Source organism: Coprococcus sp. HPP0074 (genome assembly GCF_964238105.1).
Taxonomy (GTDB): Bacteria; Bacillota; Clostridia; order Lachnospirales; family Lachnospiraceae; genus Faecalimonas; species Faecalimonas umbilicata.
This window is the reverse complement of the sequence record NZ_CAXSKS010000013.1, coordinates 1-15,299: the sequence shown is the minus strand read 5'-3', so window position 1 is coordinate 15,299 and position 15,299 is coordinate 1. Positions and strand designations below refer to the sequence as shown.

General features: G+C 41.0%; 11 protein-coding genes and 1 tRNA gene. 9 read left to right on the top strand and 3 right to left on the bottom strand.

Annotated features, from left to right (window positions below):
* Nucleotides 1–88: 88 nt before the first annotated feature.
* Nucleotides 89–159 (top strand) — tRNA-Trp (locus tag ACESPO_RS13205).
* Nucleotides 160–213: 54 nt separating this feature from the next.
* Here the strand turns inward: ACESPO_RS13205 and ACESPO_RS13200 are convergent.
* Nucleotides 214–558 carry a hypothetical protein gene (locus ACESPO_RS13200; protein WP_336304667.1) on the bottom strand — a complete coding sequence of 115 codons (345 nt, stop codon included), beginning with the start codon at nt 556–558 and terminating at the stop codon, nt 214–216.
* Between the two features lie 82 nt (nt 559–640).
* A complete protein-coding gene (locus tag ACESPO_RS13195) occupies nt 641–1,147 on the bottom strand; it encodes a hypothetical protein (protein WP_336304668.1) in 507 nt (168 codons plus the stop codon).
* A 280-nt stretch (nt 1,148–1,427) separates the two neighbouring features.
* Between ACESPO_RS13195 and ACESPO_RS13190 the strand changes: the two genes are divergently transcribed.
* The 4 genes from ACESPO_RS13190 to ACESPO_RS13175 all read left to right on the top strand — a co-directional run bounded on the left by ACESPO_RS13190 (nt 1,428) and on the right by ACESPO_RS13175 (nt 7,292).
* Nucleotides 1,428–2,387 (top strand): RNA-guided endonuclease InsQ/TnpB family protein, encoded by a 960-nt coding sequence (locus ACESPO_RS13190; RefSeq protein WP_499788981.1) that lies wholly within the window; start codon nt 1,428–1,430, stop codon nt 2,385–2,387.
* A 384-nt stretch (nt 2,388–2,771) separates the two neighbouring features.
* Nucleotides 2,772–3,218, top strand: coding sequence for a MarR family winged helix-turn-helix transcriptional regulator (locus tag ACESPO_RS13185; protein WP_008976563.1), 447 nt, complete (start codon nt 2,772–2,774; stop codon nt 3,216–3,218).
* A 1-nt stretch (nt 3,219) separates the two neighbouring features.
* The gene (locus tag ACESPO_RS13180) at nt 3,220–5,457 is read left to right on the top strand and encodes an ABC transporter ATP-binding protein (protein ID WP_336304670.1); all 2,238 of its coding nucleotides are present in this window, start codon (nt 3,220–3,222) and stop codon (nt 5,455–5,457) included.
* A 2-nt stretch (nt 5,458–5,459) separates the two neighbouring features.
* A complete protein-coding gene (locus tag ACESPO_RS13175) occupies nt 5,460–7,292 on the top strand; it encodes an ABC transporter ATP-binding protein (RefSeq protein ID WP_016439410.1) in 1,833 nt (610 codons plus the stop codon).
* Between the two features lie 153 nt (nt 7,293–7,445).
* On the opposite strand, the gene ACESPO_RS13170 is transcribed toward ACESPO_RS13175, so the two are convergent.
* Nucleotides 7,446–8,924: a DUF1846 domain-containing protein gene (locus ACESPO_RS13170; RefSeq protein WP_336304671.1), complete on the bottom strand. Its 1,479-nt coding sequence runs from the start codon at nt 8,922–8,924 to the stop codon at nt 7,446–7,448.
* A gap of 252 nt (nt 8,925–9,176) precedes the next feature.
* On the opposite strand from ACESPO_RS13170, the gene ftsH reads away from it, so the two are divergent.
* The 4 genes from ftsH to ACESPO_RS13150 all read left to right on the top strand — a co-directional run bounded on the left by ftsH (nt 9,177) and on the right by ACESPO_RS13150 (nt 15,141).
* On the top strand, nt 9,177–11,177 hold the full coding sequence (gene ftsH, locus ACESPO_RS13165) for an ATP-dependent zinc metalloprotease FtsH (RefSeq protein WP_016439409.1): 2,001 nt from the start codon (nt 9,177–9,179) through the stop codon (nt 11,175–11,177).
* A gap of 217 nt (nt 11,178–11,394) precedes the next feature.
* Entirely contained in the window at nt 11,395–13,233 is a 1,839-nt protein-coding gene (gene uvrC, locus ACESPO_RS13160; RefSeq protein WP_270196379.1) for an excinuclease ABC subunit UvrC, read from the top strand.
* Between the two features lie 42 nt (nt 13,234–13,275).
* On the top strand, nt 13,276–14,202 hold the full coding sequence (gene hprK, locus ACESPO_RS13155) for an HPr(Ser) kinase/phosphatase (RefSeq protein ID WP_016439407.1): 927 nt from the start codon (nt 13,276–13,278) through the stop codon (nt 14,200–14,202).
* Between the two features lie 12 nt (nt 14,203–14,214).
* Entirely contained in the window at nt 14,215–15,141 is a 927-nt protein-coding gene (locus ACESPO_RS13150) for an ROK family glucokinase (RefSeq protein WP_016439406.1), read from the top strand.
* The last annotated feature ends 158 nt before the right edge of the window (nt 15,142–15,299 follow it).

Below are 15,299 nucleotides of genomic sequence, written 5' to 3'. Positions count from 1 at the left end.
CCAAGTGGTGATAGGAGAATGGATGGAAGAGAGAAACTTAGAAAAGTAGTTGACTGTATGTGATTTTGAAGGTATATTAATAATATATAGGGGATTGGTCAAATGGTATGATAGGAGTCTCCAAAACTTTTGGTGGGAGTTCGATTCTCTCATCCCCTGCTTTGAAAAGCCTTAAGAACAGCGTAGAATTGTTGTTTTAAGGCTTTTTTTATTTTAAATTTTAAAGAGTAGTAATCCCTGCAGGATGAATGTATGGAACACAGTTCTAATGAAATAGCTGCACGATAACTCTATACTTTTTAAACGATTCAACAACCAAAAGAACAACCATGTACCAGCCAAAAAGAATAACGCTGTAAGAATTGGTGATGCCCATAATTTTTTTATGTCTTTACCAGCATATACTCCCGCACAAATTGCGTAAATAGGGTTCAATGCAAAAAGTAGAATAAGGCAAGTTGCCATTCCGCTGTCATCTTCTAGAAAGGTAACCGCAAGACAAGGCAATCCCAACATAATTCCCCCTGATGCTAGTATCCAAGGTAAAAATTTCTTCATGTGCGCAAGCTCCTTTACCAATTCAATCTTCTTATAGTTTTTAGTTCCTATCAAAACGTGTCAATTCCAATGTTGTAAACCGCTATGTATCAAATTCTAAAAGATACATTATATCCGTATCTAAATCATATAGTGCTAAAGAAAAATTGAAGGAACCTCTAAATATATTCGTGTCATCTTTAGTATCTTTGCTGTTTGCATATCTATCATAAAAATAATAATATCCATTCTTAATTTCAGGAATATTTGAAGCATCAGCCAGATTATAATTATAAAAATGATCTTCTTTTTCACCTCCATACATTAAAAGCTGAAGATTTTCCGTCAATGGAAGGATTTTCCATTCCTTTGTATATTCCAATGCTTTTTCTTTATTTTCAGAGCAATCTAATATTAGAACGTAATCTCCATCGCCATGAAAACCTCTGTGACTATCTGTTTCTTTTAAAACCTTAAACTCTTTTTTATTAAAGCCAAAGGTATCTTTAATGAAATGATTCCGTTTTGCTTTTAATATGTAATCAAATAAAAATGGGCTACTTAAAGTGATGATCACAAACAATACAACAACTAGTTTCCAGCGTTTCATAGAACATCTCCTTTCGTTCCTTTTGTCATCGTATTTACTATGTTTCGTTTTTCACAGTATATCATATTTTTCTACAAACATTTCTTAATATTTTTTATTTTTGCTTTCAGAAGCTCAAATGTGTAATTACTCTGCCTATAAATACTTAGCAGAGTACCACGCCCATAGCATACTTCGCATGAGCGTGGGTGAATGCGGTTAATTTTTGCTTCCTCGGTTTTGAATGCATTTTTGTACAATCATTCTGGTATTATCACCGATGTTTCTTGGTGCTCCACAAATGCCACATTACAAAAAGAAAGGATCTGTATCCGGGTTACATTTTACAAATCAAGATTGTGTAATTCGCGACAACAATGGCAAATGCTATTTGAAGTTTCCACATTTTCATGGCGACTACCTTCCAATTGGTTATGTAAGTGGCTCTTTGAAAGAGGTACGTGTAAGACCTTATTATAGTGATTTCCTTGTAATCTGTGTTTATGAAACTGAGTCAACAGAACCATTACCAGAAAACGGTAATGCTTGCGGTATTGATTTTGGAATTTCAAACATCGTAGCTCTCGTAAGCAATACACAAAAGTGCATGCTCTACAAAGGCGGTGCATTAAAAGCAGAAAATCAATGGTATAATAAGCAACGTTCGTACTATCAGTCCATTGCGATGCAAGGACACGAAGCAAAAGAAGCAAAACAACCGGGGGTGTTGAATACCAGGCGTATGGAACAATTGAATCGTAAAAGGAATCAATTCTTTCATGATGCATTGCATAAAATTGCATCTGATGTTGTAAAATTTTGCCTCGAAAATGATATACGAACTATCGTACTTGATAAAAATAAGAATTGGAAACAAAACTGTAATCTGGGATACCGCAATAACCAGATTTTTGTTCAAATGCCTATCGCAACGCTTAGTTATTGCATCAAATACAAAGCAGAAGCGAATGGCTTATTTGTAATGGAACAAGAAGAATCTTACACATCAAAAGCAAGTCTTGTTGATGGAGATAAAATCCCAGTTGTTGGTGATCAGGAAAAACCTTCTTTTTCAGGTAAGCGTGTTAGTGGCAGACTATATTGCACGAAAGAACAGATGCTCATTAATGCCGACTTAAATGGTGCCGGCAATATTTTAAGAAAAGCATATCCAACAGCTTTTGAAGGTATAACAGATTATCACTTCCTAAATAAAATGATTGTAAAAAAATACAATACCATGTATTCCAGAAATGGATAGCAGCCCTCATGAGCGGGCTTGTATTTGCGCAAGCGGTACGAAACCACTTCCATTTTTTGTTAGAGAAAATGCAAGTGGTAGTTCATAAAATTTAAATTACAATATATCCCTATAAGAGCTGTTTTTGTATTGTGCCGACTTGACATTCCCCACAGCTAAAGCAAGGGGTCTACGACACATTGGATAATCATCGTCACCAGACAACAAGCCTATCACACGATTCTCTTCTTATACCTTCACAGTTAAAAATAATTAAATATTTAATTAAATTTTCGGTGAAAAATATTAAAAAAATATAAATAGTACGAATGGATATTGACATTTTTTGTATAGAAAAATAAAATATTAATTAAACGATTAACTAATTTAGAAAGGAGAGACAGAATGGGAGAGAGTACACAGTTATTGATGTGTCATGTGATGCACCTGTATTTGCAGAGAAGCATTTGTCTGTTTAAGGAGTTAGATATACATCCGGGACAGGCGGGACTTTTGTGGGCGTTGAATTGCAAAGATCAAGATCACAGAGGTATGGCACAAAAGGAACTGGCAAAACATATCGGTGTAAAGCCTCCTTCGATTACCGTAATGTTAAAGAAGTTGGAAGCAGAAGCGTATATAGAGAAGAAGCAGGATGAAAATGATCAGAGGATCATGAGAATTTTTCTTACGGAGAAAGGAAAGAATATTGCGGCAAAGATGGAAACTGTGATGGAGCAGTTGGAACAGGAAGCGTTTGCAAATATGAATGAGCAGGAAGTAATGCTTTTTCGCAGACTCTTGCTTCAGATGAGAGACAACTTAAAGAGTGCGGGCAGAAAGGAAGATTAAAATGGGAAAATTATTTAAATTTATGAAGCCGTATGCAGCAACCATTCTGATGATTGTTGTGTTTCTTGTACTTCAGGCTTACTGTGACTTGTCGTTGCCGGGATATACATCAGACATTGTAAATGTCGGTATCCAGCAGGGCGGAATTGACACGGCTATACCAGAACAGATTTCTGTGGAAGATATGGACAGATTATTTTTGTTTGTTTCTGAGAAGGATCAGAAGACGGTTCTAGACGCGTATGAAAGAGATACAGATACTTATGAGTCTGATGCATATGTGCTGAAGGATGGAATTTTGAAGAATGAGAAGAGAACAGATAAAATCGGGGCAATCTTAAGTAAACCGATGATGCTTGTGACTGTGTTTTCATCAGACAGTGAGGAAACAAAGGAAATGACAGATGCGATGTTTGCCAGTCTCCCAAAAGAAATGTTAAGCGAAGACATAACAGTTTTTGATGTGCTTGGCATGATGCCAGAAGAACAGCGGGCGCAGATGGTGACTCAGATTGGAGAGAAGGTCGATGAGATGCCGGAGACGATGTTGGAACAGGCGGCGACCATTTATCTCAAAGAAGCATATAAAAACTTGGGAATGGATACAGATAAGATTCAGACCGGTTATATGTTGCGCACAGGAGGAAAAATGCTGGCGCTTGCTGCGGTTGGAATGATTGTCAGTATGATTGTTGGATTCCTGGCATCCAAAGTAGGTGCTTCGACAGGGCGAGATCTGCGAGGAAAAGTATTCCGCAAGGTGGTAGAATTTTCAAATGGAGAATTTGACAAGTTTTCAACTGCATCATTGATTACGAGAAGCACAAATGATATACAGCAGATTCAGATGCTGACGGTGATGATTTTGCGAATGGTACTTTATGCACCGATCATGGGAATGGGAGGTGTATTCAAAGTATTCCATACGAATGTGTCTATGTCTTGGATCATCGGGCTTGCAGTTGTCCTGATTGCGATGGTCGTAATGGTCTTATTTGTTGTAGCAATGCCGAAATTTAAGATCTTGCAAAATCTGGTAGACCGATTAAATCTTGTTACAAGAGAAATTCTTACGGGATTACCTGTTATCCGTGCGTTCAGTACAGAAAAGCATGAGGAAGAGCGATTTGATCAGGCAAACAAAGATTTGACAAACACAAACTTATTTGTTAATCGTGCTATGACCTTTATGATGCCGACGATGATGCTGATCATGAATGCAATCTCAATCCTGATTGTATGGGTAGGTGCAAATGGAATTAACGATGGTCAGATGCAAGTTGGAGATATGATGGCATTTATTCAATATACAATGCAGATTATTATGGCATTCTTAATGATCTGTATGATCTCAATCATGCTTCCGAGAGCGGCGGTTTCTGCAACGCGTGTGGATGAAGTGTTGACAAGTACAACGCTGATCAATGATCCGAAGCAGCCGAAACATCTGAAAGAAGGCAAGGGGATGGTAGAATTTAACCACGTATCGTTCCGGTATCCGGGTGCGGAGGAAGATGTGCTGCATGATATTTCCTTTACAGCAAAACCGGGTGAGACGACAGCGATCATCGGAAGTACCGGAAGTGGTAAATCTACAATGGTAAATCTGATTCCAAGATTTTATGATGTGACAGAAGGAAAAATTACGATTGATGGGGAAGATATCCGAAATGTAACACTGCATGAGTTGAGAGACCAGCTTGGCTATGTGCCGCAGAAAGGAGTTCTGTTCTCAGGAACCATTGCAAGCAACATTTTGTATGGGAATCCAGATGGAAGTGAAGAGACGATGATGGAGGCTGCAAAAGTGGCTCAGGCAGCAGAATTCATTGAGGAGAAGCCAAAATGTTACGACAGCAGAATCTCCCAGGGGGGAGGAAATGTTTCTGGTGGACAGAAACAACGTTTATCGATTGCAAGGGCAATTGCGAAAGATCCAAAGATATTTATTTTTGACGATAGTTTTTCTGCTTTGGACTATAAGACCGATGTAACATTGCGGAAAGCATTAAAAGAACATACTGTGAACAGCACAGTCATCATTGTTGCACAAAGAATCAGCACGATCCTCCATGCAGATCAGATTATTGTTCTGGATGAAGGAAAGGTTGCGGGAATTGGAACGCACAAAGAATTGCTGAAAAATTGTGATGTATATTATCAGATTGCGGCATCTCAGTTATCGGAAAAAGAACTGGAACGAGATCTTAATCAGGATGAACAGGAAGGGGGCAGATAGGCATGAGTAAAGGACAAAGACATGGTGGTGGCCATATGGGCGGCATGCGAGCCGGAGAGAAAGCAAAAGATTTCAAAGGCACAATGAAGAAACTCCTGAAATATATGAGCGCATATAAGTTGGGAATATTTGCAGTGATGCTTTTTGCAGTCGGAAGTACGATATTCACTATCGTAGGACCGAAGATTCTTGGAAAAGCCACAACAGAAATCTTTCATGGACTTGTAAGCAAAGTGTCAGGTGGAAGTGGAATTGATTTTGACAAAATTACGCAAATCCTTCTGTTTCTGTTAGGATTGTATGTGTTGAGTGCGCTGTTCTCCTTTATTCAGGGATTTATTATGACAGGAGTGTCCCAGAAGCTGACTTACAAACTCAGAAAAGAAATTTCTGAGAAGATCAACCGTATGCCGATGAATTATTTTGATACAAAGACGCACGGCGAGGTGCTTTCCAGAGTTACCAATGACGTGGATACATTAAGTCAGAGTTTGAACCAGAGTGCGACACAGATCATTACTTCTTTTACGACGATCATAGGTATTTTGGTTATGATGCTCAGCATCAGTCCTCTGATGACTGTTGTAGCATTGTTAATTCTTCCGGTGTCAATGCTCCTGATTTCCACGATTGTAAAGAAATCACAGAAACACTTCAAGAATCAACAAGAGTATTTGGGACATGTCAACGGACAGGTAGAGGAGGTCTATGGAGGCCACAGCATTGTCAGAGCATTTAACAAGGAAGATGATGTCATCCGGGAGTTTACTGAGACAAATGAAATTTTATATCAGTCTGCATGGAAATCTCAGTTTTTCTCGGGGATGATGATGCCGATCATGCAGTTTATTGGAAATCTTGGATATGTGGCAGTAGCAATTTTAGGTGGATATCTGGCAATCAAAGATGCGATTGAAGTCGGAGATATCCAGTCCTTTATCCAATATGTAAGAAGTTTTACGCAGCCAATCACACAGGTGGCACAGGTGGCCAATATGTTACAGTCTACAGCGGCAGCTTCTGAGAGAGTTTTTGAATTTTTGGAAGAAGAGGAAGAAGACCAGTTTGCAGAGCATCCGGTTTCCGTAGAGGGATTGAAGGGAGATGTAGAATTTAAACATGTTCATTTTGGATATAATGAAGATCGTATAATTATCAATGACTTCTCTGCAAAGGTGAAGGAAGGACAGAAAATTGCCATTGTAGGACCGACCGGAGCAGGAAAGACAACAATGATCAAACTTCTGATGAGATTTTACGATGTCAACAGTGGAGAAATTTTGATCGATGGACATAATCTGAAAGATTTTAACAGAAGTGAACTTCGACAGATGTTTGGAATGGTGCTGCAAGATACATGGCTGTTCCATGGATCGATCAAAGACAATATCCGCTATGGAAAGCTTGATGCGACCGATGAAGAAGTCGTAGAGGCAGCAAAGGCAGCATATGTACACCGGTTTGTGCAGACCCTTCCAGATGGATATGATATGGAGTTGAATGAGGAAGCAAGCAATGTATCACAGGGACAAAAGCAGCTGCTTACGATCGCAAGAGCGATTCTGGCAGATCCAAAGATTTTGATCTTAGACGAGGCGACTAGCTCAGTGGATACAAGAACGGAAATCAGGATCCAGAAAGCTATGGATAATCTGATGAAGGGCAGAACAAGTTTTATCATCGCGCATAGATTGTCTACAATCCGTGATGCGGATTTGATCCTTGTTATGAAGGATGGAGATATCGTAGAGCAGGGAAATCATGAAGAACTGTTGGAAAAAGGTGGATTTTATGCAAATCTCTATAATTCTCAGTTTGAGCAGACAGGTGCATAGAACTATTTCGGATAATTGCAGAGAACAGAGTTGGAGAGCAATGATAAACAGATACTAAAAAGAAAATAGAAAAGACCCGTACGGTAAGGGAGAAATCCTTGAAAATCTGATTTTTAGGAATCTTACCGTACGGGTTTTAGTTATTGTTCAGAATTAATGATAAAGTTTTTTGTTCTCATATTTTGCTTCAGAAGTCAGCTGGATGGAAAGCTTTTTGAATTGCTTGACGTCAACTTCGGAGAGCATTACGGATGTATGAACCTGACAGCCTCTTAATTTTGGAATCTGATCTAAGGCAAGCTGTGCGGTTTCATTTGTTGCGGCGCTGATGGAAAGTGCAATCAGAACTTCATCAGTATGAAGGCGCGGATTTTTACTTCCCAGATAGGAAGTTTTCAGTTTTTGGATCGGTTCGATGGCAGATGGAGAAATGATGTGCACTTCATCCTCAATGCTGGCGAGCTTCTTCAGAGCATTTAAAAGTAATGCAGCAGATGCTCCGAGAAGGTTGCTTGTTTTTCCGGTAATGATACTTCCATCAGGAAGTTCTAAAGCGGCAGCAGGAGCACCTGTCTCTTCAGCACGCTTCAGTGCGGCATCTACAACGGTACGGTCATTGACTGTAATATGCGCCTGTTTCATCAGAAGTTCAATCTTAAATACTTCTTCTTCGGTGGAAGTTCCTTCTGCGAGCCCATTCAATGCCTGATAGTAGCGGCGGATAATTTCCTGATTGGATGCATCACGACACGCCTCATCGTCACAGATACAGTTTCCGGCCATATTTACACCCATATCTGTCGGGGATTTGTAAGGGTTTTCTCCATATATTTTTTCGAAAATAGCACTGAGCACTGGGAAAATTTCCACATCACGATTATAATTGACAGTTGTAATGCCGTAGGCTTCCAGATGGAATGGGTCGATCATATTGACGTCATTTAAATCAGCGGTAGCAGCCTCATAGGCAAGATTGACCGGATGTTTTAAAGGAATGTTCCAGATAGGGAACGTCTCAAATTTTGCATATCCGGCGCGGACACCACGCTTATGCTCATGATAGAGCTGAGAGAGACAGGTTGCCATCTTCCCGCTTCCAGGTCCAGGAGCTGTGATGATTACAAGTGGTCTGGAAGTCTCGATGTAATCGTTCTTTCCATAACCTTCGTCACTGACGATCAGCGGAATGTTAGAAGGGTAACCTTCGATCACATAGTGGATATATACACGGATGCCAAGCTTCTCCAGTCTTGTTTTAAACAGATTGGCGCTGCTCTGACCGGTATACTGAGTGATCACAACACTGCCGACAAAGAGTCCTTGCTCGCGGAAAGATTCAATCAGACGGAGTACATCTGAGTCGTAGGTGATTCCGAGATCTCCGCGGACTTTATTTTTTTCGATGTCACCGGCACTGATGACAATGACAATTTCGGCCTGATCGGATAACTGCATAAGCAGTTTCAGCTTGCTGTCCGGTGCGAATCCCGGAAGTACTCTGGAGGCATGATAGTCGTCAAATAATTTCCCACCGAATTCCAGATACAATTTGTTGTCAAATTGATCAATTCTTTTTCTGATATGTTCTGACTGCATGGTCAGATACTTATCGTTGTCAAATCCAATTTTCATAGCGCATTCAGTCCTTTATCTCATTCTTATATTATAATGTTACTAAAAAGTTGTATATAATAAACATACGTCAATAGTATACTATAAAACAATTGTGTTTTGCAAGGAGAAAAATTTCCTAATGGGAAACAGGAGGTGCAATGGGGAAATTCACAAAAGTTTTAGAAATGCAGTGCTGATTTCACAATGTTTTTATTGATTTATGAGGAGACCATACTTATAATAAAAGAGATGATAATTAGGAGGAAAAGAATGGACAACCAAAACAAAAATAACCAGAAGAACAACAAACAGGGCTTTGGGATTATTATAATTACAACATTGATTGCGGCGGTCATTGTGCTTGGCCTTTATCAATTTATGGAAGAAAGCACATCAAAGGAGATTGCGTACAGTGAATTTCTGAAGATGGTAGATGACGGTAAAGTAGAAGAAGTTCGGATCGGCGCCAATGAGCTTATAATTACTCCGAAAGAGGAGAAAGTTCCAGGGCTGAAAGTAAAATATTTTACTGGAAAAGTAGAAGATGAGAATCTTTCACAGCGTCTCTATGAAGCGGGCGTTAAGTATGGGGCAGAGATTCCAGATTCGACTTCAGCAATGCTTTTTAATATTCTGATCAGTATTGTACTTCCATTCGCATTTATTTGGATCGGTTTGAGTTTCCTGATGCGTCGGATGTCCAAGAGCGGCGGAATGATGGGCATTGGAAAGAGTAATGCAAAGATGTATGTAGAGAAGGAAACCGGAGTTACCTTCCGTGATGTAGCAGGAGAAGATGAGGCGAAAGAATCACTTCAGGAAGTAGTGGATTTTCTTCATAATCCAGGCAAATATACCGGAATCGGTGCAAAGCTTCCAAAAGGAGCGCTTCTTGTAGGACCTCCGGGAACCGGTAAGACATTGCTTGCAAAAGCGGTTGCGGGAGAAGCAAAAGTACCGTTCTTCTCTCTGTCAGGTTCTGCATTTGTAGAGATGTATGTCGGTGTAGGTGCATCGAGAGTGCGAGATTTATTCAAAGAAGCTCAGGCGATGGCTCCGTGTATTATTTTCATCGATGAGATTGATGCAATCGGTAAGAGCAGAGATAATGCGATGGGAAGCAATGATGAGCGAGAACAGACTTTAAATCAGCTTCTTGCAGAGATGGATGGATTTGACACGGACAAAGGTCTGCTGATTCTTGCAGCGACAAACCGTCCGGAGATCCTTGATCCGGCGCTATTAAGGCCGGGACGTTTTGATAGACGGATCATCGTAGATAAGCCGGATCTGAAAGGACGTGTGGACATTTTGAAAGTTCATGCAAAGGACGTCAAAATGGATGAGACAGTCGATTTGGAAGCAATTGCACTGGCAACATCAGGGGCAGTCGGTTCAGATCTTGCAAACATGATCAATGAGGCTGCGATCAATGCAGTCAAGCATGGAAGAAAAGTGGTATCGCAGGAAGATCTGTTTGAAGCAGTAGAAGTAGTTCTTGTCGGAAAAGAGAAGAAAGACCGTATCATGAATGCGGAGGAGAGAAGAATCGTTTCATATCATGAAGTAGGTCATGCGCTCGTCAGTGCACTTCAGAAAGATGCAGAGCCGGTACAGAAGATTACGATTGTACCAAGAACGATGGGAGCGCTTGGATATGTTATGCATACACCAGAGGAAGAAAAGTTCTTAAATACAAAGAAGGAGCTGGAGGCAATGCTCGTTGGTATGCTCGGGGGAAGAGCTGCGGAAGAGATTGTATTTGATACAGTTACAACTGGGGCTTCCAACGATATCGAGAAGGCGACACAGGTGGCCAGAGCGATGATCACTCAGTATGGTATGTCAGAGAAGTTTGGTCTGATCGGTCTGGAGTCTATTCAAAACAGATACTTGGACGGACGTCCGGTTATGAATTGTGGTGAGGCGACAGCAGCAGAGATTGATACAGAAGTTATGAGAATTCTGAAAGAAGCTTATGCTGAGGCAAAGAGACTTTTATCTGAGAATCGCAGGGCGCTGGATGAAATTGCAGCATTCTTGATTGAAAAAGAGACGATTACCGGAAAAGAATTCATGGAGATTTTTCACAAAGTTCAGGGAATCGAGGACGGTACTCAGGAAAAAGAGGCTAGAATCTCAATGAAGGAAGTTTCCACAGCAGATGTGGCACAAGAGGATGTCACGGAAGAAAACGAAGCAGAAAGAAATACTCTACAAGAGAGTGCCGCACAAGAGGATGCTGCACAGGAGAGCGGGCAGGACCACTAATATAAAAAAATAAAGAGTATCTGATATTGCTAATAATGGTCAGTGAAAATAGAAATCATAAGTTCACAGGGAAAACAGCTATGGATCAGATGTGGTGGAAAAGAGGAGTGCCTTTCGGCACTCCTCTTGCGTTAAAAACATTTTGTGGAATCAAAATCATATGCGTTTATTCGATATATGCAACTGTAGGGAAAGAGATGAAATTAGGGAGAAAATAATGTTTAATATAGAAGAGGAATTAAAAAAGCTTCCATCAAAACCGGGAGTCTACCTGATGCATGATGAGAAAGATGATATTATTTATGTGGGAAAAGCAATCAGCCTAAAGAATCGTGTACGGCAGTATTTTCAAGCAAGCAGGAATAAAGGAGTGAAGATTGAGCAGATGGTCACACATATTTCGCGCTTTGAATATATTGTGACAGATTCGGAGCTGGAGGCGCTTGTACTGGAATGCAATCTGATCAAGGAACACAGACCGAAGTATAATACGATGCTGATGGATGACAAGACGTATCCGTTTATTAAAGTGACGATAGAGGAGGCATATCCGCGGATTCTGTTTGCAAGAGAGATGAAAAAAGATAAGGCGAAGTATTTCGGACCATATACAAGCGCAGGAGCAGTGAAAGATACGATTGAACTGCTGAGAAAACTGTACCACATAAGGAGCTGTAACCGGAATTTGCCAAAAGACATCGGGAAAGAGCGACCATGTCTGAACTATCACATTAAGCAATGCTATGCACCGTGTCAAAATTATATTAGTCAGGAAGCATATCGGGAATCGGTGCAGAAAGCAGTAGAATTTCTGAGCGGAAAATATGATCCTATCCTCAAAGAACTTCAAGAAAAGATGGAATGTGCATCAGAAGCGATGGAATTTGAGAAGGCAATGGAATATCGAGATCTGCTTGCCAGTGTAAAGCAGATTGCGCAGAAGCAAAAGATTACGAACAGTGATGGGGAGGATAAAGATATTCTCGCGGTGGCAACGGAGGATCGGGATGCAGTGGTGCAAGTGTTTTTCATCCGGGGAGGAAGACTGATCGGAAGAGATCATTTCTATATGACGATTGCCGACAGAGAGCCGAAGGCAGAGATTCTTACAAGTTTTATCAAACAGTTTTATGCGGGGACGCCATATGTGCCACGAGAGTTGATGATCCAGCAGGAAATCGAAGACCAGGAGGTGCTGGAGGAATGGCTGTCTGAGAGAAGAGGGCATCGGGTTCACATTCGTGTGCCGAAAAAAGGGGAGAAGGAGAAGCTGGTGGAACTTGCGAAGAAGAATGCACAGCTTGTTTTGAGTACGGATAAGGAGCGCTTAAAGAGGGAAGAGGGAAGAACGATCGGAGCGGTAAAAGAGATTGAAAAATGGCTGGGAATTGCATCTGTGAAACGAATCGAGGCATTTGATATATCCAACACAAATGGATTTAATTCCGTTGGTTCTATGATCGTGTATGAGAAAGGGAAACCGAAGCGAAACGATTACCGGAAATTTAAAATCAAAGGGGTACAGGGTGCAGATGACTATGCAAGTATGCGGGAAGTATTGACGAGAAGGTTCGAACATGGAATGAGGGAGAGAGAAGAGGGGAAGGATCACGGAGGATTCCAGACATTTCCAGACTTGATCATGATGGACGGGGGAAAAGGACAGGTCAATATTGCATTAGAAGTGCTGGATCAACTGGGAATTGTGATACCGGTATGTGGGATGGTGAAAGATGATCATCATAGGACAAGAGGGCTATATTACAATAATGAAGAGATTGGGATTGACAGAAATTCAGAAGGATTTCGTCTGATCACGAGGATTCAGGATGAAGCACACCGGTTTGCAATCGAATTTCACAGAAAACTGAGAAGTCAGGGACAGGTACATTCCATTCTTGACGATATTCCGGGAATCGGGCCGGCAAGAAGGAAAGCGCTGATGAAGCATTTTATGAGCCTGGATGCGATCAAAGCGGCAACGATAGAGGAATTAAAAGAAATTCCATCTATGAATGAAAAATCTGCAAATGAAGTATACAACTTTTTCCATTGATGATATACTAAGGAGAGAATAAGAATGAAGAAGGAGAGCATTATGGGAAGCGTAGAGTTACAGAAAGTTGCAGAGAAAATGAATTTAAAAAATCTGACTCCGCAAATTGGTCTTTTAGGAAAAGAAGTCAATGTGCCGGATATTAACCGCCCGGCGCTACAGCTCACAGGCTTTTTTGAACATTTTGAATCCGATAGAGTACAAGTGGTAGGATATGTAGAGTATACCTATCTTCAAAAGCTCAGCGATGATAGAAAGGAAGAAGTATACCAGTCACTATTATCCTATCCAGTGCCTTGTATCATTTTCTGCAGAGATCTTATGCCAGATCAGAGATTTTTGGAAATTGCGGTCGAAAAAGATGTGCCGATTTTTCTGACAGACAAGACGACATCTTCTTTCATGGCGGAGATCATCCGGTGGCTGAATGTGGAACTGGCCCCGTGTATTTCCATCCACGGTGTACTTGTGGATGTCTACGGTGTCGGTGTGCTGATCATGGGCGAGAGCGGAATTGGAAAGAGCGAGGCTGCTCTGGAACTGATTAAGAGAGGACACCGCCTTGTGACAGATGATGTGGTTGAGATTCGAAAAGTCAGTGACGATACATTGGTTGGAACTGCTCCGGATATCACGAGACATTTTATTGAACTGCGAGGAATTGGTATCGTAGATGTTAAGACGTTGTTTGGTGTTCAGAGTGTAAAAGAGACACAGACGATAGATCTTGTGATCACACTGGAAGACTGGAATAAGGACAAACAGTATGACCGGTTAGGATTGGAAGAAGAGTATACAGAATTCCTTGGCAACCGTGTTGTATGTCATTCCATCCCGATTCGTCCAGGAAGAAATCTTGCGATCATAGTAGAATCTGCATCTGTAAATCATAGACAAAAACAGATGGGATATAATGCAGCACAGGAACTGTACAGGCGTGTGCAGGAGAATTTGACAAAGAGAAAATAGGAGACGAGAGAAATGAATTATTGCTTTGGAGTGGACATTGGAGGAACAACAGTAAAGTTAGGACTATTTGAATTCAACGGGACAATCGTGGATAAGTGGGAGATTAAGACCTATACAGAGAATGAAGGTGCAGCAATTCTTCCGGATGTAGCAAAATCAATTGCTTCCAAAATGGAAGAACATCAGATGAAGAAAGAGCAGATTCTTGGAATTGGTGTCGGGGTACCGGCTCCGGTGGCAGATGGAATTGTAAATGGAAGCGCAAATCTTGGATGGAAGTATAAAAATGTGAAGGCGGAGCTGGAAGAGCTGACTGGAATCAAGGTGAAGGTTGGAAATGATGCAAATGTAGCTGCGCTTGGAGAAATGTGGAAAGGCGGAGGCCAGGGAAATAAGGATTTGATCATGGTTACACTTGGAACGGGAGTCGGAGGAGGAATCATTGTCGACGGACGTATTTTAGGGGGATTTCATGGAGCAGGCGGAGAGATTGGTCATCTCTGTGTAAATTATGAGGAGACAGAAGTGTGTGGCTGTGGAGGTCGTGGATGTCTGGAGCAGTATGCATCTGCTACAGGTGTAGTAAGACTTGCCAAGAAAAGGCTTGCGAAAAATGATGATGAGACAATATTGCGCGAAGAAGAAATTACGGCAAAAGCTGTCTTTGATGCAGTTAAGGCAAACGATGCAGTTGCAATGGAGATTGCCGAAGAGTTTGGACGCTATCTTGGATATGCACTTGCCAATCTGGCAACAGCAGTTGATCCATCGGTGATCGTGATCGGTGGAGGGGTATCGAAGGCAGGCGAAGTACTTCTCCAGTATATTGAAAAATATTTTCGTGAGAGAATGTTCTTTGCAAATGCAAAGGTGCAGTTTGCTCTTGCAAAGCTTGGAAATGAAGCAGGTATCTGCGGAGCTGCAAAACTGATTTTATAAAGTAAAAGCTTATATACGAAAAGATAACAAAAAGAAGACAGAAATGAATGTGAGTATTAGTAACATCATTTCTGTCTTCTTTTTTGTGTGCGCCTTGCGGCGCACGTCGCTAATGGATGAAAGTTCCTAATCCGCCCTAGTAGTGGGAAGGATACAGC